13 protein-coding genes are annotated in these 16,924 nt (G+C 74.7%); 7 read left to right on the top strand and 6 right to left on the bottom strand.

What is annotated here, in order from left to right:
* Window positions 1–113: 113 nt before the first annotated feature.
* Window positions 114–1,949: a glycoside hydrolase family 15 protein gene (locus ABZ576_RS09035; protein WP_360737789.1), complete on the bottom strand. Its 1,836-nt coding sequence runs from the start codon at window positions 1,947–1,949 to the stop codon at window positions 114–116.
* 242 nt (window positions 1,950–2,191) lie between these two features.
* Between ABZ576_RS09035 and ABZ576_RS09040 the strand changes: the two genes are divergently transcribed.
* Window positions 2,192–2,398, top strand: a complete 207-nt coding sequence (locus tag ABZ576_RS09040; RefSeq protein ID WP_360737791.1) for a hypothetical protein — start codon at window positions 2,192–2,194, stop codon at window positions 2,396–2,398.
* Between the two features lie 99 nt (window positions 2,399–2,497).
* Here the strand turns inward: ABZ576_RS09040 and ABZ576_RS09045 are convergent, their stop codons facing one another.
* The 3 genes from ABZ576_RS09045 to ABZ576_RS09055 form a co-directional block, all read right to left on the bottom strand.
* A complete protein-coding gene (locus tag ABZ576_RS09045; protein WP_360737794.1) occupies window positions 2,498–2,986 on the bottom strand; it encodes a DUF5709 domain-containing protein in 489 nt (162 codons plus the stop codon).
* A gap of 231 nt (window positions 2,987–3,217) precedes the next feature.
* Window positions 3,218–4,165 carry a lysylphosphatidylglycerol synthase domain-containing protein gene (locus tag ABZ576_RS09050; protein ID WP_360737796.1) on the bottom strand — a complete coding sequence of 316 codons (948 nt, stop codon included), beginning with the start codon at window positions 4,163–4,165 and terminating at the stop codon, window positions 3,218–3,220.
* Complete coding sequence (locus ABZ576_RS09055) at window positions 4,162–5,766, bottom strand: hypothetical protein (protein WP_360737798.1); 1,605 nt, start codon at window positions 5,764–5,766, stop codon at window positions 4,162–4,164. Before ABZ576_RS09055 ends, ABZ576_RS09050 begins: the two co-directional genes overlap by 4 nt.
* 167 nt (window positions 5,767–5,933) lie before the next feature.
* Between ABZ576_RS09055 and ABZ576_RS09060 the strand changes: the two genes are divergently transcribed.
* A complete protein-coding gene (locus ABZ576_RS09060; protein ID WP_360737801.1) occupies window positions 5,934–6,317 on the top strand; it encodes a BlaI/MecI/CopY family transcriptional regulator in 384 nt (127 codons plus the stop codon).
* Between the two features lie 60 nt (window positions 6,318–6,377).
* Here the strand turns inward: ABZ576_RS09060 and ABZ576_RS09065 are convergent, their stop codons facing one another.
* Together ABZ576_RS09065 and ABZ576_RS09070 are read right to left on the bottom strand one after the other, a co-directional pair.
* Window positions 6,378–8,750, bottom strand: a complete 2,373-nt coding sequence (locus ABZ576_RS09065) for a glycosyl hydrolase family 65 protein (RefSeq protein WP_360737803.1) — start codon at window positions 8,748–8,750, stop codon at window positions 6,378–6,380.
* Window positions 8,747–9,487: a beta-phosphoglucomutase family hydrolase gene (locus ABZ576_RS09070; protein ID WP_360737806.1), complete on the bottom strand. Its 741-nt coding sequence runs from the start codon at window positions 9,485–9,487 to the stop codon at window positions 8,747–8,749. Before ABZ576_RS09070 ends, ABZ576_RS09065 begins: the two co-directional genes overlap by 4 nt.
* Window positions 9,488–9,572: 85 nt before the next feature.
* On the opposite strand from ABZ576_RS09070, the gene ABZ576_RS09075 reads away from it, so the two are divergent.
* The 5 genes from ABZ576_RS09075 (at window position 9,573) to ABZ576_RS09095 (ending at window position 16,828) form a co-directional block, all read left to right on the top strand.
* Window positions 9,573–10,229 carry a nucleoside/nucleotide kinase family protein gene (locus tag ABZ576_RS09075; protein WP_360737808.1) on the top strand — a complete coding sequence of 219 codons (657 nt, stop codon included), beginning with the start codon at window positions 9,573–9,575 and terminating at the stop codon, window positions 10,227–10,229.
* 322 nt (window positions 10,230–10,551) lie between these two features.
* Window positions 10,552–12,378 carry a glycosyltransferase family 39 protein gene (locus tag ABZ576_RS09080; RefSeq protein WP_360738384.1) on the top strand — a complete coding sequence of 609 codons (1,827 nt, stop codon included), beginning with the start codon at window positions 10,552–10,554 and terminating at the stop codon, window positions 12,376–12,378.
* Between the two features lie 77 nt (window positions 12,379–12,455).
* Window positions 12,456–13,373 (top strand): MurR/RpiR family transcriptional regulator, encoded by a 918-nt coding sequence (locus ABZ576_RS09085; protein WP_360737811.1) that lies wholly within the window; start codon window positions 12,456–12,458, stop codon window positions 13,371–13,373.
* A 401-nt stretch (window positions 13,374–13,774) separates the two neighbouring features.
* Window positions 13,775–14,155 (top strand): hypothetical protein, encoded by a 381-nt coding sequence (locus ABZ576_RS09090; protein ID WP_360737813.1) that lies wholly within the window; start codon window positions 13,775–13,777, stop codon window positions 14,153–14,155.
* A 270-nt stretch (window positions 14,156–14,425) separates the two neighbouring features.
* Window positions 14,426–16,828, top strand: coding sequence for a SpoIIE family protein phosphatase (locus tag ABZ576_RS09095; protein ID WP_360738386.1), 2,403 nt, complete (start codon window positions 14,426–14,428; stop codon window positions 16,826–16,828).
* Window positions 16,829–16,924 lie beyond the last annotated feature (96 nt).

Genomic DNA, 16,924 nt, shown 5'->3' on the forward strand with positions numbered 1-16,924 from the left:
TCCGGTCGGCGCTGGGTTGGACCCGGCGGGGGTGCGGGTGGTTGTGGTGTGCGCACGGGCTGTTACACGGCGGTGACAGCCGTGCCCGGAGCGGGACGGGGCGGGGCGGGGTCTCAGCCGAGGGCGCGGTCCAGGTTGAACGCGGCGCTGATGAGGGACAGGTGGGTGAACGCCTGGGGGAAGTTCCCCTGTTGCTCGCCGGTGCGGCCGATCTCCTCGGCGTAGAGGCCGAGGTGGTTGGCGTAGGTCAGCATCTTCTCGAAGGCCAGGCGGGCTTCGTCGAGCCGGCCGGCGCGGACGAGTGCCTCGACGTACCAGAAGGAACAGATGGAGAAGGTGCCCTCGTCGCCGCGGAGGCCGTCCGGGCTGGCCTGCGGGTCGTAGCGGTAGACCAGGGAGTCGGAGACGAGGTCCTCGGTGAGGGCGTCCAGGGTGGACAGCCACTTGGGGTCGGTGGGGGCGATGAACTTGGCCAGCGGCATCATCAGCACGGAGGCGTCGAGGACGTCGCTGTCCTCGTACTGCACGAAGGCGCCCCGGCGCTCGGACCAGCCGCGGTCCATGATCCGCCGGTAGATCGTGTCGCGGGCCCGGCGCCAGCGCCGGTGATCGGCGGGCAGTCCGCGGTGGTTGGCGAGGCGGATGGCCCGCTCGATCGCGACCCAGCACATCAGGCGGGAGTACAGGAAGTCCTTGCGGCCGCCGCGGGTCTCCCACACGCCCTCGTCGGGCTGGTCCCAGTGGTCGCACACCCACTCGACCAGGTGGCAGACGTCGTCCCACTGTGCGCTGGAGATGGGCTGCGCCCACTTGTCGTAGAGGTAGATGGAGTCGATCAGGGCGCCGTAGATGTCGAGCTGGAGCTGGCCCGCGGCGGCGTTGCCGACCCGGACCGGTGCCGAGCCCAGGTGCCCCTCCAGGTGCGGCAGCTCGCGTTCGGGCAGGTCGACGCGGCCGTCGATACCGTACATGATCTGCAGCGGGCCCACGGCCGAGCTGTCGCAGGGGGTGATGTGCGTGGTCAGGAACCTCATGAACGCCTCGGCCTCGCCGCTGAAGCCGAGTCTGAGCAGCGCGTAGACGGCGAAGGCGGCGTCGCGTACCCACACGTAGCGGTAGTCCCAGTTGCGCTCGCCGCCGAGCTGCTCGGGCAGGCTGGTGGTGGGCGCGGCGACGATGGCGCCGGTGGGGGCGTAGGTGAGGAGCTTCAGGGTGAGGGCGGAACGGTGCACCATCTCGCGCCAGCGGCCCCGGTAGCGGGACTGCTGCAGCCATCTGCGCCAGTAGGCGACGGTGGCGTTGAACTGCTGCTCCGCCTCGGTGCGGGCGCAGCCGCGGGGTATGACCTCGTCGCCGAGCTGGTCGACGGCGAAGACGGCCGTCTCCCCCTCGCTCAGTTTGAAGTCGGCCCGCGCGTCGCGGCCGTCGTTCTCCGTCGAGACGGTGGAGGTGAGCGCGAGGGACCGCTCGGGGGACTCGAACAGGATCATGCCGTCCAGGGAGCGCAGGGTGTGCGGGTCGGCGCCGTAGTTGAAGCGCGGGGCGATCAGGGCCCGGAAGGGCACGGTGCCGCGGACGCAGACCACACGCCGGATCAGCCGGTGCCGGCTCACCTCGCGCGCGCTGTCGCAGCAGACGGGCATGAAGTCCTGCACCTCGCCGACGCCCTCTTCCGTGAAGAAGCGGGTGATCAGCACGTTGGTGTCGGGGAAGTAGAACTGCTTGGTGCGGGCGGGGACGGAGGCGGCCAGCTCGAAGCGGCCGCCGCGCTCGGCGTCGAGGATCGCCGCGAAGACGCTGGGGGAGTCGAAGGAGGGACAGCAGTACCAGTCGATCGTGCCGTTGGTGCCGACCAGGGCGACACTGCGCAGGTCACCGATGAGCCCGTGTTCGGCGATGGGCAGATAGCGGGTGCGGGGAGCGTCCCCGGCGAACGGCGTCGCGGCCATCGGCGGCCTCCCGGTGGTCTTCCCTGCTCACGGCCGTTTCATCCGCTTGCGGGGCGTTTTTCAGTGTGTGGGGTGTTTTCCAGCTTAAGAGCGCGTGGTTTCCTGTGGCGTGGGAAGGCGCTCGTCACCCGCTCCCGTGACGCCTCCGGATGCAGGCGGCGCCGCGGGGGGCAATGGTGAGAGTGTGCCCCGTTCGGCGGCACCGGCACGGATGCGGTCATCCGGACCGAGGAGGAGGCATCATGTCGACATCCACACCCGAAGAGTCCCGTAGCGCGGACGACGTCCGCACCCCGGACGCCCTGCTCCACTCCGCACCCTCGAGGGATGTCACCCCGGAGGACCTGGTGATGGCGGCGGGCAGGGACGTCACACCGAAGACCCTCGACTGGGCGCGTCGCAAGCTGGAGTCGGAGGGGCCGGCGGCCATCGAGAAGCTGCTGCCCTAGGGCGATCCGGGGATCACGGGAGAGCGAACGGGGGGACCGGCCGGGCACGTCGTGCCCGGCCGGTCCCGTGCGCACGCGCCGGGAGGGACGCGGCCCGGTCTACTCGGGCAGGCTCGTCTCGTCCGGTACGACGTGGACCGCCGCCTCCTCCGCCCCGGCCGCTCCCCCGTCGACACCCACGTCCTGGGCGATCTCCTCCTTGACGGTGTCCGCGTGGGCGCCCTCGTCCGGGGCGACGAGACGGCCGGCGCGGGGCCCGCCCGCCTCGGGATCGACCGGTTCGCCCTCACCGCCGGGCAGGTCGCCCACCTCGTCGCCGGCCGGCACGGTCACGTCCGGGACCTCTTGGCCGAGCCGTTCGTCCAGGGTCTCCCCCGCGTGCTGCTCGGCGGCCGTGGTGCCGTGCTTGGTGACGCCCAGGGGGCGTTCGGGCGGGGAGTAGCCCTCGTCCAGCATGTCGTCGTAGGAACGCTCGTCGACCGCGTCCTGGAGGTCCAGGGGGGCGGCGTCCTCCTGCTCCTCGTTGGTTCCGGTGGGCTGGTAGGCGTCGTCCGCCATCGGGGTCTGCTCCGACTGCTGGTCGCTCATCGTCGCCTCCTTCTCGGCTCGCGGGGCGGTCCCGGTCCGCGTTTCCCGTGGCCGGACGGTTAACCCCGCCCGCCCGCGAAGAGATCGGCCGGCGGCCCGCCCGGCCGGGTATGCCCCCGGCGTCCCCCGGTACGGCGCGGACGACCCCGGCGGTCCCGGCCCCGGCGGTCCCGGCCCCGGCGGTCCCGGCCCCGGCGGTCCGAGGTCCGGTGCCGGCGAAGGCGACGGCCCTCACAACGCCTTGCGCCGCACCAGCAGCCAGAGCACCAGCAGACCGGGGAGCAGCGGCAGCCACATCGTCAGCAGCCGGTAACCGAGTACCGCGGAGGCGGCCGCGGCGCCGGGGGTGCCCGCGGCGGTGAGCGCGAGGGCGAGCGCGGCGTCCAGGGAGCCGAGGCCGCCCGGGGTGGGCAGCAGGGCGGCGGCGCTGCTGGCCGCCAGGTACAGCAGGGCCACCTGGAGCGGGGCGAGCGGCAGTCCGACGGCCCGGGTGACGGCGACGAGGACGAGCGCGTGCAGCGCGGCGAAGGCCAGCGAACCGCCCCACAGGGCCGCCGCACGGGCGCGGCGGGCGTGCAGCGCGCGGATGTCGGCCAGTACGGCGCCGAGCCCGCGCCGGCAGCGCGGCCACCAGGGTGTGGCGAGCAGCACCGCCGCGAGCGCGGTGGCGCCCAAGGCCGCGGCGGGTACCGCGGCCGGGACGTGCGGGATGCGGAGCAGCCCGGGCCAGACGGGGGCGAGCAGCGCGAGCAGCACCAGCCGTACGACGGCGCCCGCGGTCGCCTTCACGGCGAGGGCGGCGGCCGCGCGCCCGGCCGGCAGCCCGCAGCGCATCAGGAACCGCAGGTTCACCGCGCCCGCGCCGAGCCCCGCGGGGAGCAGGTGGTTGGCGGCGGAGGCGGCGAACTGGGCGGCGACCAGCCGGGGGCCGGGCAGCCTGCGCAGGACGGCACCCTGCTGGGCGAGCGCGGAGGCCGCCCAGGTGCCGACGGCCGCCGTCGCGCCGACCAGCAGCCAGCCGTGGTCGGCGACCGCCAGCCGCCCGGCCCCGCTCTCCACCGCGGGCCAGTGCCGGCGGGCCAGGTAGAGCGCGCCGAGCAGTACGGCGAGGCAGACCCCGGCGTGCCAGTAGGCGCGCCGCCGGCCGAGGGCCGCGGCGAGGTCCGCCGGGGACGTCATGAGCCGGCGCCCGGTACGACGTAGTAGAGCCGCACCCGGCCGACGGGTACGGCGGTCCAGTGGCGGGCGTAGCCGGGCGGCTCGCTCCCCGCCGGCACCAGCGTGGCGACCGGCATCCGCCGGGCGGTGCGGATGATGCCTGCGGTGGTGGTGTTGGCGTTGGGGCCGGCGGTCGCGCCCGAGGAGCAGCCGGCGGCGAAGGCGACCGGGATGGCCTCGTGGCCGGTGAGCAGGCAGGGCGGCCGGACGCCGTGGCGGTGCAGCTCGGCCGCGGTACGGGCCCAGGCCCGGTGGGCGGTGTCGGTGCTGCGGACGGTGTGCAGGACGACCACGAGCTGCACGGCGAGGTGGGCGACGAGCCCGGCGCCGACCAGCGCGGCGAGGATCGGACGGGTGGCGGGGCGCCGGGCCGGTCGCGGACGCCGGACCGCGGGCGGGCGGCCGGCGGGGCCCGGGGCCGGACGCGGGGGCCGGGCCGGGAGCGCGTCCCGGGCCGTCGGCGGGGGCGCCGCGGGACGCGCGGCCCCGCGCGGGTGCCGGGGCGCCGCCAGGTGGAGCAGCGCGTCGGCGGCCGGGACGGCGAGGAGGGCGTAGGCGGGGAGCAGGAAGCGGGGGGCCGCGTAGCCGATCAGGAACAGGTAGGGGAAGGCGGCGGTCGCCGCGCAGGCGAGGGGCAGCGCCGTGGCCGCCGTACGCCGGGCGCGGACGGCGACGGCCAGCGCGAGTCCGGCGAGCAGGGGCAGCGCGCACCACCACACGGCGAGCGCGGGGTGCGGCAGGGCGCCGGTGCAGGGCCGGCACAGGGTCCGCCCGCCCAGGCTGCGCAGCTGGTCCACGACGGCGAGGTGCCAGCCGAGGCCGCCCTGGATCGCCGAGCCGTCGGCCAGCCGTCGTGCCAGGCCGCCGTAGCGCGTGAACGCCTCCACGACCCACTCGGCGGCACCGCAGGCGAGCCCGGCGAGCAGGACGAGCAGGGCGCGCCGGTGGCGGCGCGCCAGGCCGAGGCCGAGCAGGGGCAGGGTCGCCCAGACCGAGTCCACCGGTCGCATCCACGCCATCAGTGCCGCGCTCGCCGCGAGGCCCCAGAGCGCGGTGCGGTCCGCGGGAGCGCGCAGGAAGCAGGCGACGGCGGCCAGGGCACCGACGGCGACCCAGTAGTTGGGCATGGCCTGCGGGCCGTAGAACAGGGTCACCCACAGGGAGGCGAACAGGGCGCCGGCGAGGGCGAGCACCCGGACGGGGAACAGGCCGCGCCAGGCGCGCAGCGCCAGGAAGAGGGCGAGGCCGGACAGCAGGGAAAGGTAGATCCGCAGCAGCGCCGTGGACGACGACCAGGACGCGACGGGTGCGACGAGCAGCGAGACGCCCCGCGCGCGGGGCGCGCTGAAGAAGGTCGCGGGGGCGTGCCCGCTGACCTGGCTGACGTACACGGTCTCGTCCCAGCCGAGGCCCAGGCCGGGCGGTACGAGGAGGAGTTGGGCGAGGCCGAAGGCCCCGGCGACGGCGGCGAGCGGCCAAGTGGCGCGCGCGGAACCGGCGGACGTGCGGCGCGAGCGCTCACGGCTCGCCGCGCCGAGTGTCGCGTGGGCACTGCCGGCCATGACCACCCCTTCGTCCCTACGGTCCGTAGGGTCCGCTTGTCACACTAAAGCGTGCAGGGTTGACGGCGGGAGCGGCGCGGAACACGGCCGAACCGGCGTGAATCCCCCACTCGGGCCCGGCGGCTGGGCCATCCGGCCCACGGCCCTACGCGCTGTAAGGTTGGGGCATGGCTGGCACAGGGTCCCGCGGCAGGACGGAGCGGCGCAGCGCCGGGAAGCTGGAGAGCGAGGTGCTGACCGCCCTGTGGGCCACGGAGCGGCCACTGACCCCGGCGGAGATACAGCAGCGGATCGGCGGCGGACTCGCCTACAACACGGTCCACACGATCCTCAAACGCCTGTACGACAAGGGACTGGTGCTGCGGGACGCCGACGGGCGGCGCGGTGCCTACCGGCCGGCCAAGAACGCGGCCGAGCTGACCGCCGAGGCGATGCGCGAGGCCCTGGACCGGGGGCCGGACCCGATCGCCGCGCTCCGGCAGTTCGTCACCGGGCTGAGCTCGGAGGAGGAGCGGGCGCTGCGCGAACTGCTCGGCGGAGGCGGCGCGTGAGGGCACGCGGAACCGGCCCCGGTCCCACGTCGGAGACGGCGGAGCGGGGCCGGGTAAGGCTCACCCGTCCTGCGGCGCCCCGCCCGTGTGCGGCGCGCGGTGGGGCGGCTGTTGCGGGGCCGGGCGGCGGACCACCGGCGGCAGGGCCCGGACGGCCGGCTCGTCGGTGCTGATCGTCAGCGGCTCGCCGTGGTGGCGCAGTGTCAGCGGCGGGCCGTCCAGCAGCTGGTAGGTCGCCTTGTCCGCGCCGATGTCCACCCGCAGCCGGCGTCCGCGGAACTGGAGGTGGAAGGCGAGGCGGCGCAGCCGCTCGGGCAGCCGGGGCGCGAACCGCAGCCGCTCGCCGTCGTGCCGCATGCCGCCGAAGCCGGCGACCAGCGCCATCCAGGTGCCGGCGAGCGAGGCGATGTGCAGCCCGTCCCGCGTGTTGTGCTCCAGGTCGTGCAGGTCCATCAGCGCGGCCTCGGCGGTGTAGGCGTGGGCGAGGTCCAGATGGCCGGTCCGGGCGGCGATGACGGCCTGGCAGCAGGCCGACAGGGAGGAGTCGCGCACGGTCAGCGCCTCGTAGTAGGCGAAGTTCCGGGCGATCTGCTCCTCGTCGTACTCCTGCTCGAAGTAGTCGCCGCACGTGTACATCGCGAGGACCAGGTCGGCCTGTTTGACGACCTGTTTGCGGTAGAGGTCGAAGTAGGGGAAGTGGAGCAGCAGCGGGTACTGGTCGGGGCGGGTGCCGGCGAAGTCCCAGCGCTGGTAGCGGGTGAACCCGGCGTGCTGCTCGTGGACGCCGAGTTCGTCGTTGTAGGGCACGTGCATGGCGTCGGCGGCGTCCCGCCAGGCCGCGCTCTCCTCGTCGTCCACCCCGAGCCGGCGCGCCTCGCCCGGGTGGCGTTCGACGGCGTCGGCCGCGGCCCGCAGGTTCTGGCGGGCCATCAGGTTGGTGTAGGTGTTGTCGTCGGCGACCGCGCTGTACTCGTCGGGGCCGGTGACACCGTCCAGGTGGAAGACGCCGTGCCGGTCGTGGTGGCCCAGTGATCGCCACAGCCGGGCCGTCTCCACCAGCAGCTCGACACCGGTCTCCCGCTCGAACTCCGTGTCGCCGGTGGCCTCGACGTACCGGACGACGGCGTCGGCCACGCCGGCGTTCACGTGGAAGGCGGCGGTGCCGGCCGGCCAGTAGGCCGAGCCCTCCGGGCCGGCGATGGTCCGCCAGGGGAAGGCCGCTCCGGCGAGCCCCAGCTGGGCCGCGCGCTCCCGGGCCTCGTCGAGGGTGTTGTACCGCCAGCGCAGCGCCTCGGCCACGGCCTGGGGCGCGGTGTGGCCGAGCACCGGCAGCACGAACATCTCGGTGTCCCAGAAGGCGTGCCCGTCGTAGCCGGAACCGGTCAGTCCCTTCGCCGGGATCGCGCGCTGCTCGGCCCGCGCCCCGGCCTGGAGAACGTGGAACAGCGCGAACCGGACGGCCTGCTGGACCTCCTCGTCGCCCTCCACCTCGACGTCGGCGCGGGCCCAGAAGTCGTCCAGGCACGCCCGCTGGCCGTCGAGCAGGCCCTGCCAGCCGTCGTGCGCGGCGGCGGCGAGCGCGGCGTCGACTTGGTCGGCCATCGCGGGCAGCGACCGGGTGCCGGACCAGCCGTGGGCGACCAGCTTCTCCACCCGCAGGGTCTGGCCGGGCTCCAGGACCGAGGTGACGGTCAGCCGCGCGACGTCGATGCCGCTCTCGCTGCGGCGGGTGGTGCGCTCGGGGCCGGTGACCACGTGGTCGGCGGCCACGGCGACCCTGAGACCGCTGCGCCGGGTACGGTGCACCAGCCGCAGCCGGTCGCCGGAGGCGAAGCCGTCCTCCTGTTCCAGCGGGGACTTCAGCGCCCGCGCCGCGCGCGGGTCGCCGTTCGGCTCCGGCAGGCTCTCGTTGGCGACCAGCTCGGACTGGATCACCACCCGGCTGCGGCTGCCGACGGCCTCCACCTCGTACGCCACCGCGGCCACCGCGCGCTGGGTGAGCGACACCAGCCGGGTGGAGCGGACCCGGACCGTGGAGCCGGCCGGGGAGGTCCACTCACAGGTCCGCTCCAGCACGCCGCGGCGCAGGTCCAGGACGCGTTCATGGGCGACGAGCCGGCCGTAGCGCAGGTCGAAGGGCTCGTCGTCCACCAGCAGTCGCAGGACCTTGCCGTTGGTGACGTTGATGACCGTCTGCCCGGACTCGGGGTAGCCGTAGCCGGCCTCCGCGTACGGGAGGGGGTGCACCTCGTGGACGCCGTTGAGGTAGCTGCCGGGCAGGCCGTGCGGTTCGCCCTCGTCCAGGTTGCCGCGCCAGCCGACATGGCCGTTCGAGAGGGCGAAGACCGACTCGCTCTGCGCGAGGACGTCGAGATCGAGGGCCGTCTCCCGTACGGTCCACGGTTCGACGGCGTACGACCGCTCGGTGATCACTGTGCGCCTCCCAGCTCGGCGAGGTCCTTCACGACGGTGTGCGCGCCGTGGGTGTAGAGGGCGTCGCGCTGGCCCGTCCGGTCCACGCCGACGACGTACCCGAAGCCGCCCGCGCGGCCCGCGTCCATGCCGGCCAGCGCGTCCTCGAAGACGGCGGCGCGGGCCGCGTCGACACCGAGGTCGCGGGCGGCGGCGAGGAAGGTGTCGGGGTGCGGCTTGCCCGGCAGCCCGCGCTCGGCGGCGACCACACCGTCGATGCGCACGTCGAAGAAGTGCTCGGCGCCCACCGAGCGCAGTACGTCCAGGCAGTTGGCGCTGGAGGAGACGATCGCGGTGCGCAGCCCCGCGGCGCGGACGGCCTCCAGATAGCGCAGCGTGCCCTCGTACGCCTCCACGCCGCCGGTGCGGATCCTCGCGAGCAGCAGGTCGTTCTTGCGGTTGCCGAGACCGTGCACGGTCCGGGCGTCGGGGGGGTCGCCGGGACCGCCTTCGGGCAGGTGGATGCCGCGCGAGTCGAGGAAGGCGCGGACGCCGTCGGCGCGGGGGCGGCCGTCGACGTACTCGTCGTAGTCGGCGACGACGTCGAAGGGCCGCCCCTGCTCGCCCTCGTAGTCGCGCAGGAAGGCGTCGAACATCTCCTTCCAGGCCGCCGCGTGCACGACGGCGGTCTTGGTGACGACCCCGTCGAGGTCGAACAGACATGCCTGGATGGTGTCGGGCAGACCGAGCTGAGTCATACCCAGGACTGTTCCCCGTCGACGGCGCTCCAGCGAGTGGCGCACGCCACATACGGGGTGCGCCGGCGGTGCCACACTCTTCTGTGTGCCGCTGACCTTCGACGACCTCCTCGTCCGCGCCCGCGCGCTGCCCCGCGACGGCCGCCGGGCCCTGCTCGGCATCGCGGGCAGCCCCGGCGCGGGCAAGACCACGCTGGCCGAGCGCCTGGTGTCCGCCCTGAACGGCGACGGCTCGGTCCGGGCCGCGCACGTGCCCATGGACGGCTTCCACCTCGCCGACGCCGAACTGGACCGGCTGGGCCGCCGGGACCGCAAGGGGGCGCCGGACACCTTCGACGCGGCCGGGTACGCGGCGCTGCTGCGGCGCCTGCGCGAGGAGTCCGACGAGGTGGTGTACGCGCCGGGGTTCGAGCGGGTCCTCGAACAGCCCCTGGCCGGTGCGATCCCGGTACCGCCCGAGGCGCGCCTGGTGGTGACCGAGGGCAATTACCTGCTGCTGGAGCGGGGCCCGTGGGCGCGGGTGCGGCCGTGCCTGGACGAGGTGTGGTTCTGCGAGACCGCCGAGGAGGAGCGGGTCCGCCGACTGGTCGCCCGGCACGAGGAGTTCGGCAAGGAGCACGCCGCGGCCGTGGCCTGGGTGCGGGGCACCGACCAGCGCAACGCCGACCTGGTCGCGGCGACGCGGGAGCGGGCGGACCTGGTGGTACCGGACACCGCGCTGCCCGCACCGCCGCCGCGGTGAACTCCGGCGGGCCGCGGGCCGTACCGGTGTGCACGGCAGAGGGTCTGCCGGTACGACTCGTGCGGCGGTGACGCCCGCGGAGGCGGGAGCGGTGCGACAGTGGGGCCGTGATCCGCCTCCCGAGCCCTCCCGCCGGCGGGCGGCCGGCGCCACCGAGGGGCGGATGATGGCGCGCGAACGGCACCCGGTCCTCACATCCGGGGCGACCGCCACGGGACCGGCCGGGCAGGCGCCCGCCGGCGCGGCCGCCCGGCACCGGCGGCACCGGCGGTGGCTGCCGCCGCTGCTGGTCGCCCTGCTGTCGGCGCTGTCGGCCGCCGCCATGGTCACCACGGCCGTGCAGCAGACCCCCACCATCGACGAACCGGTGTACGTCGCGACGGCCGCCGACTACCTGCACGAGCACCGGCTGCGCTACAACCCCGAGCACCCACCGCTCGGGAAGCTGCTGATCGCCGCCGGGGTGGCGGTCGCGGACCCGCACTACGACCCGTCGTCCCCCGGCACCCAGGGCGATGTGGGGCGGCATCTGCTGTACGCGTCGGGCAACGACCCCTGGCGGCTGATGCTGTGGGCGCGGATGCCGGTCATCGTCGTCACGCTGCTCGGCGGGCTGGTCGTGTTCGCGTTCGCCCGGGACCTGACGGGCACGGCGGGCGGACTGCTCGCGCTCACCCTGTACGCCTTCTCCCCCGACGTCATCGCGCACGGCTCGCTGGCCACACTGGACATGCCGGCGACCGTGGCCGTCCTGGCCTCGGCCTGGCTGGCCTGGCGGGCCCGGCGCCGTCCCGCCCGGTACCTGCCCCTTGCGGGGGCGGCGCTGGGCGCGGCCCTGGCGACCAAGATGAGTACGCTGCCCGCGGTGCCGGTCGTGATGGCGCTGGCGGCGGTCTCCACCCTGCACGCCCGACGCTCCCGCGAGCGCGACCAGCCACCCGGCGAGCCCCACCGGCAGCCCGGCGAGCCCCACCGGCAGCCCGGCGAGCCCCACCGGCAGCCCGGCGAGCCCGACCGGCGCTCCGACGCCGCCGACCGGCGGTCCGGCGTGCCCGCGAGGCGCTCCGGCCCCCTCGCGAGGCGGTCCGCCGTGTTCGCGTGGCCGTCCGGACTGCTCGCGAGGCGCCCGCGCACGCCCTCGCGGCGAGACGTGTTCCCGTGGCTCGCCAGCCCCTCCGGCCCCTCCGGTCCCTCCGGCCCCTCCGGCCGCTCCGGCCGGTGGCGGAGCGTGTGGGCGGCGGGGGGCGGCGCGGTGGCCGTCGTGCTGGTGGCGGTCGTCGTCGTGTGGGCCGTGTACCTGGCCGTCGACCCCCGGCTGCGGTTCACGCCCGCCGAGCCGGCGCCGGACGTGGCGGGACTGCGCGGGCGGCTGGTGGAGCTGCTGCCGCTGCCGCCCGCGTACCGGGCCGGGATGCGGGTGCAGTTCGGGCTGGAGGACCATCCCTGGCAGGGCTATCTGTTCGGGCGCCTGTACACCGGTTCGCTCTGGTACTACCTGCCGGCCGCCCTGCTGGTGAAGACGCCGCTCGGGCTGCTGGCGCTGGGCACGGCCGGTGCCGTGGCGGTCGTGGCGCGGCGGCGGACGCGGCACGCGGCGCCGTACCTGCTGCTGCCGCCCGCGGTGCTGCTGGCGGCGGCGATGACGGGGTCCCGGGACTTCGGCACCCGGTACGCGCTGTGCGTACCGGTGTTCCTCGCGGTGGCGGCGGCCTGCGCGCTCGCGCCGCGGCGGCGGTGGACCGCGCTCCTCGCCGGCGCGCTGGTGCTGTGGGCGGCGGTGAGTTCGCTGCGCACGTTCCCGTACTACCTGCCGTACGCCAACGAGGCGTTCGGCGGGCCGGCGCACACCCACCGGCTGCTGCACGACTCGAACGTGGACTGGGGGCAGGACCTGGGGCGGCTGGCCGACCGGCTGCGGGAGCGGTATCCGGGCGAGCGGGTGTGGCTGGTCTACAAGGGCAGCGGGGTGCCGTCGGCGTACGGCATCCGCGCCGCCGATCCGCGCACCGTACCGCCGGACCGGGTGCACGGGCTGCTGGTGGTGTCGGACTCGGCCGCCGCCAAGGCGCGCGGGAGGCTCGCCGAGCTGATCGCGAGCAGCCGGCCCGTCGGCGAGGTCGGCCATTCGATCACTCTCCGGCGGAGGTGAGCCCGGCACCTCAACCCCCTGGTCACGGCGGTCGGTGAGCTATGTTGAGTGCTCCGGCAGACGAAGGAGGCCGACCCGTGTCCTCGCCGCAACAGGCACGCGCACAGGCATCAGCGATCACATCGGGCAAGGCGGTGCCCGAGGCCGAGGCCGCCCCGACCTCCCGGCTCCACGAACTCTTCGACGGCCCCCGTCTGTCGCCGGGGCAGCGGCGCATCGCCCAGTACCTGATCGAGCACATCACCGAGGCCGCGTTCCTGTCGATCACCGAGCTGGCCGACCGGGTCGGGGTCAGTCAGCCCTCCGTCACCCGCTTCGCCGCCGCCGTCGGTTTCAGCGGCTATCCCGCGCTGCGCGAGAAGCTCCAGTCGATCGCGCTGAGCAGCCTCGCCGGCGGGCCCGGGGAGGAGAACCGGGCCAACGAGCTCCAGGCGGCGGTCGACGGCGAGATCCAGAACCTGGAGAACCTGCGGCGCGACTTCGCCGACCCCGACCGGGTCATCCACGTCGGCCGCGAGCTGTCCCGCTCCACCCCGCTGACCGTGCTGGGCCTGCGGATCTCGGTGTCGCTCGCCGAGTACTTCGGCTACGCGGCCCGCCGTATCCACCCGGACGTGCGGCTGGTGACCCGGGGCGGCAGCGTGGCCTACGACGCCCTGATGCAGTCCCGCGAGGCCGGCGGCAGCTGGGTGCTGGCCTTCGCCATGCCCCGGCACTCCCAGGAGACGCTCAACGCCGTCCGGGTGGCGCGCCGCGCGGGTCTGAAGGTCGCACTGGTGACCGACCTGGCGCTCGGGCCGCTGGCCGACGAGGCCGACATCGTCTTCGCGACCGGCACCGGTGCGCGGCTGGTGTTCGACTCCTACGCCGCGCCCGGTGTGCTGGCCGCGGCGCTGCTCCAGGCCATGACGGACGCCGATCCCGAGCGCACCCAGGCCCGGCTGGAGAAGTACGAGCAGCTCTCCGAGCAGCATCAGTTCTTCCTCAAGGACTGAACGGCCGATCCTTCCGCCCGTGCCGGGAATTCCGTGAAGATCTTGCGGTCCCCACCCCCCTGCACGGGGATCATTCACCCCAAATCACGCATGAATGTTTTCATACGTCTTGCAAACCGGTCGGCATATATAAATACTGCTCGGCGGACTCACCGCTCGTGACACCGCCCCGAGAAAGCCGACGGACCGCCCATGCGCACGTACCACCGCACGCAGCAGCGCCGCCCGGCACCCGGGGCACCCGCACGGACGCCCCCAGCCGCCGTTCCCTACCCACGTCGGCGTCGGGGGTGTACCGGGGCGCGTCGTCTGCGCGACGTGCCCGTGGCGGCCCCGGTCATCCCCTAGGCCGGGGCCGCCCCCATCCGTCGACACCCGCACGACGCCGCACACCGGAAGCGATGATCATGACCCTGACCAGCACGCGCATCAGCCCCGACTGGCCCTGCCAGGTCAAGACGCCGGGCTCGTACGACTGGGAGCGCTCGGCGGCCAAGTGGCTGCGCGAGCTGATCCCCGCGCGCTACGCCAGTTACCCGGCGCTCATCCGGCACCCTGTCCTGCTCGCCCGGCACGCGCAGATCCAGGTGCAGCAGGAGATCCGGGTGGCACGGACCGCGCTCCAGACGGCGCGGGCCGAACTGCCCGTGCTCGGCCTGCCCGAGTCGGTGATCGAGCACACGATCAAGATGTACGCGGCCGAAGTGCTCCAGCTCCAGCACATCGCGCGCAGTGTCCGCGCCGTCAGCGAGGCCCTGGCCGGACGCGGCACCGGTCGCTGAACCCACCGCGCGCCCGCCTCGGCCGTCATCACGCTCCGGCCGGCTTCACGCTTTCGTACACACTTTTCCCCAGCTCAGGACCCGGCCCGCCCCGCAGCGGCCCCTTCCCGCCCACCCCCCGCGGACCGTTCGCCCCTTTTGGACGCCTCCCCGCTCTCCACCTCCGGGGATCTTGTATGAAGGTCGCATGAAGCCGTACCCGGCAGACGAGTGATCGAACGGGGTGAGGTGTGCAATGCTCGTCGCGTGACGAGCGAGCCTCTGCCCCCGGTGGACCCCGGCACCGGCGCCGACCTCGTAGCGCTGGCCAGGGTCGTGGCCCGCCAGCGGGCGGAGATGGAACTGCTGCGCGACCGGGCCGCGACCTCGGCGATCGTGGAGCGGGCCAAGGGCGTGCTGATGGCCGTCACCGGCTGCACCCCGGACGCCGCTCACGAGGAACTGTCCCGGCGCGCCAGGGACGGCAACCGCACCCTGCTCGAACAGTGCTGGCTCACCCTGGGCGCCCTGCCGCCCGGCGGGCGTCCCGCCGCCGCGCCCACGGCTCCGCCCGCGCAGACGCCCGCCGCCGCGGATCCCCGCGGGAACCCGGCCGCCGGCACCCGTGAGCTGACGGACGTGCTGGGACGCATCGGCCGGGACCTGGTCCGGGTCGGCTCCCCGCAGGAGCTGGCCGGATGTCTGCTGGAGCACCTGGGTCCCGAGGCGGACGCCGACGCGGTGATGCTGTACGAGCGGCTGCCCGAGGGCGGGCTCCTGCTGATCGGCTCCGCCGGCATCGACCCCACCCTCGCCGCCCAGTGGCGCCAGGTGCCCCCGGTGTCCGGAGTGGCGGCGCTGGACGCCCTCCGGTCCGGGGAGCCGTGCTGGCTCGAGGACGTCGCCGTGGACCGCACGCGGTACCTGCTCATCGGCGAGCCGCCGGAGCGGTGGCTCACCCGGGTCTGGCTCCCGGTGCCGGCCGGGGAGGCTTCCAGCGTCGCCTTCGGCGTGCTGCGCCGCTGCGGCGACCCGTTCGACCCCGGCGAGCGGGAGCTGCTGCGGGCCGTGGCCCGGCTGTGCGCGGGCCGGCTGCGCGCCTTCGACAGCCCGCACGAGGACCCGGCCGGGGCCGTCGCGCAGACCGTGCAGGCCGTGTTCGACGCGCTGCCGGGCGCGGCGATCCTGCTGACCCCGCTGCGCTCGGCCGCCGGCGAGGTGGAGGACTACCGCATCGACGCGGCCACGCCGGAGGCGGTCGACGTGTTCGGCCGGACCGGGCGGAGCATGGTCGGCAAGCACATCCTGGAGAGCTACCCGTCGGTCGCCGGTGAACCGCTGTGGCACGGTTACCTGCGGGCGCTGGAGACCGGAGTGCCGTTCGAGGGCGAACCGTTCGCCTACCAGGACTCGACCGGCGACGTGCCCGTCACCGCCACCTACAGCGTGCGCGCGGCCCCGCTGGGCGAGGGCCTGGTGGTCACCTGGCTGCGGCACGACTCGACGGAGCTGCAGGAACAGCGCCTGGCCGACGTGCAGCGGCTCGGCAACCTCGGCTGGGCGAACTGGAACCTGATCACGGAGGAGATCTCCTGGGCGGCGCAGACGTTCGCCGTCCTCGGCCGCAAGCCCGGACAGCGCCCGGTCCGGCTGGAGCGGCTGCCGGACCTGGCCCTGCCGGAGGACCAGGGGGCGCTGGCCCACGCGATCGCCCGGCTCGTGGCCGACGGCCGTTCGTTCGACGTGCCCTTCCGCATCGACACACCCGCCGGCCCCCGGCACCTGCGGATGGTCGCGGAGGCCGTCATGGCGCCCGACGGCAGCCCGGTCGAGGTGCACGGCTTCGTCCAGGACGTCACCGCGCAGCGCAGCGCGGAACTCGCCCTGGTGGAGAGCGAACGCGCGATGCTGCTCCAGCGCGGCATCCTCCAGGCCGAACGGGCCCTGGCGGCCCGGCTGCAGCACGCCCTGCTGCCGCTGCCGAGCAAGCCGGTGCGGCTGGCCGGGCTGCGCGTCGAGGTCGGCTACCTGCCCGCGCAGGCCGGCATCCACGTCGGCGGCGACTGGTTCAGCGCCGTCGAACTGCCCGACTTCAACGCCCTGTTCGTGGTCGGCGACGTGGCCGGTCACGGCATCGACGCCGTGGCCACCATGGCCCAGCTCCGGTTCACCGCGAAGGGGATGGTCAGCACCGGGTCCTCGCTCACCGGGGCGCTGGCGCGGCTCAACCAGCTGCTGCTGCACTCCCGGGACGGCCAGATCACCGCCACCATGGTCCTGGCCCGCTACGACCCCGACGAGCACGTCCTGGCGTGGGCACAGGCCGGGCACCCGCCGCCGTTGCTGGTGCGCCGCGGCGAGGCGCGCTTCCTGGACCGGCCCGGCGGCATGCTGCTGGGCGCGACGGCCGCCTCCGACTACGAGTCGCTGGAGCTCCGCCTGGAGCCCGGGGACCGGCTGCTGCTCTACACCGACGGCCTGGTCGAACGCCCCGGCGAGGGCCTGGACGCGGGCTTCGCCCGGCTGGCCGAGGCGGTACGCGCCCACGGCAGCGGCGAGTCCGGCTCCCTGGACGCCCTCCTGGCGTCGATGCTGCCGGACGAGCGGCGGGACGACGTGTGCGTGCTGGACATCCGGATGCCACTGGAGGATGTCCAGGACGCGGTGGGGACGGCGGACGACACGGAGGTCTAGCGGCCGGGACGTGGACCCGGGCGCGGTCGGTCGGTGCCCTGATGCTTCCCCCGAAGTCGGTGGCGCGCGTGGTCTCCTGGCCGGTGGCGCGCGTGG

It is taken from the genome of Streptomyces sp. NPDC013455, from assembly GCF_040632975.1.
In the GTDB taxonomy this organism is placed as follows: domain Bacteria; phylum Actinomycetota; class Actinomycetes; order Streptomycetales; family Streptomycetaceae; genus Streptomyces.

Coding starts and splice junctions, on each gene's coding strand:
- ABZ576_RS09035 (WP_360737789.1), bottom strand. CDS start 1,949: ATGGCCGCGACGCCGTTCGCCGGGGACGCTCCCCGCACCCGCTATCTG.
- ABZ576_RS09040 (WP_360737791.1), top strand. CDS start 2,192: ATGTCGACATCCACACCCGAAGAGTCCCGTAGCGCGGACGACGTCCGC.
- ABZ576_RS09045 (WP_360737794.1), bottom strand. CDS start 2,986: ATGAGCGACCAGCAGTCGGAGCAGACCCCGATGGCGGACGACGCCTAC.
- ABZ576_RS09050 (WP_360737796.1), bottom strand. CDS start 4,165: ATGACGTCCCCGGCGGACCTCGCCGCGGCCCTCGGCCGGCGGCGCGCC.
- ABZ576_RS09055 (WP_360737798.1), bottom strand. CDS start 5,766: ATGGCCGGCAGTGCCCACGCGACACTCGGCGCGGCGAGCCGTGAGCGC.
- ABZ576_RS09060 (WP_360737801.1), top strand. CDS start 5,934: ATGGCTGGCACAGGGTCCCGCGGCAGGACGGAGCGGCGCAGCGCCGGG.
- ABZ576_RS09070 (WP_360737806.1), bottom strand. CDS start 9,487: ATGACTCAGCTCGGTCTGCCCGACACCATCCAGGCATGTCTGTTCGAC.
- ABZ576_RS09080 (WP_360738384.1), top strand. CDS start 10,552: ATGGTCACCACGGCCGTGCAGCAGACCCCCACCATCGACGAACCGGTG.
- ABZ576_RS09090 (WP_360737813.1), top strand. CDS start 13,775: ATGATCATGACCCTGACCAGCACGCGCATCAGCCCCGACTGGCCCTGC.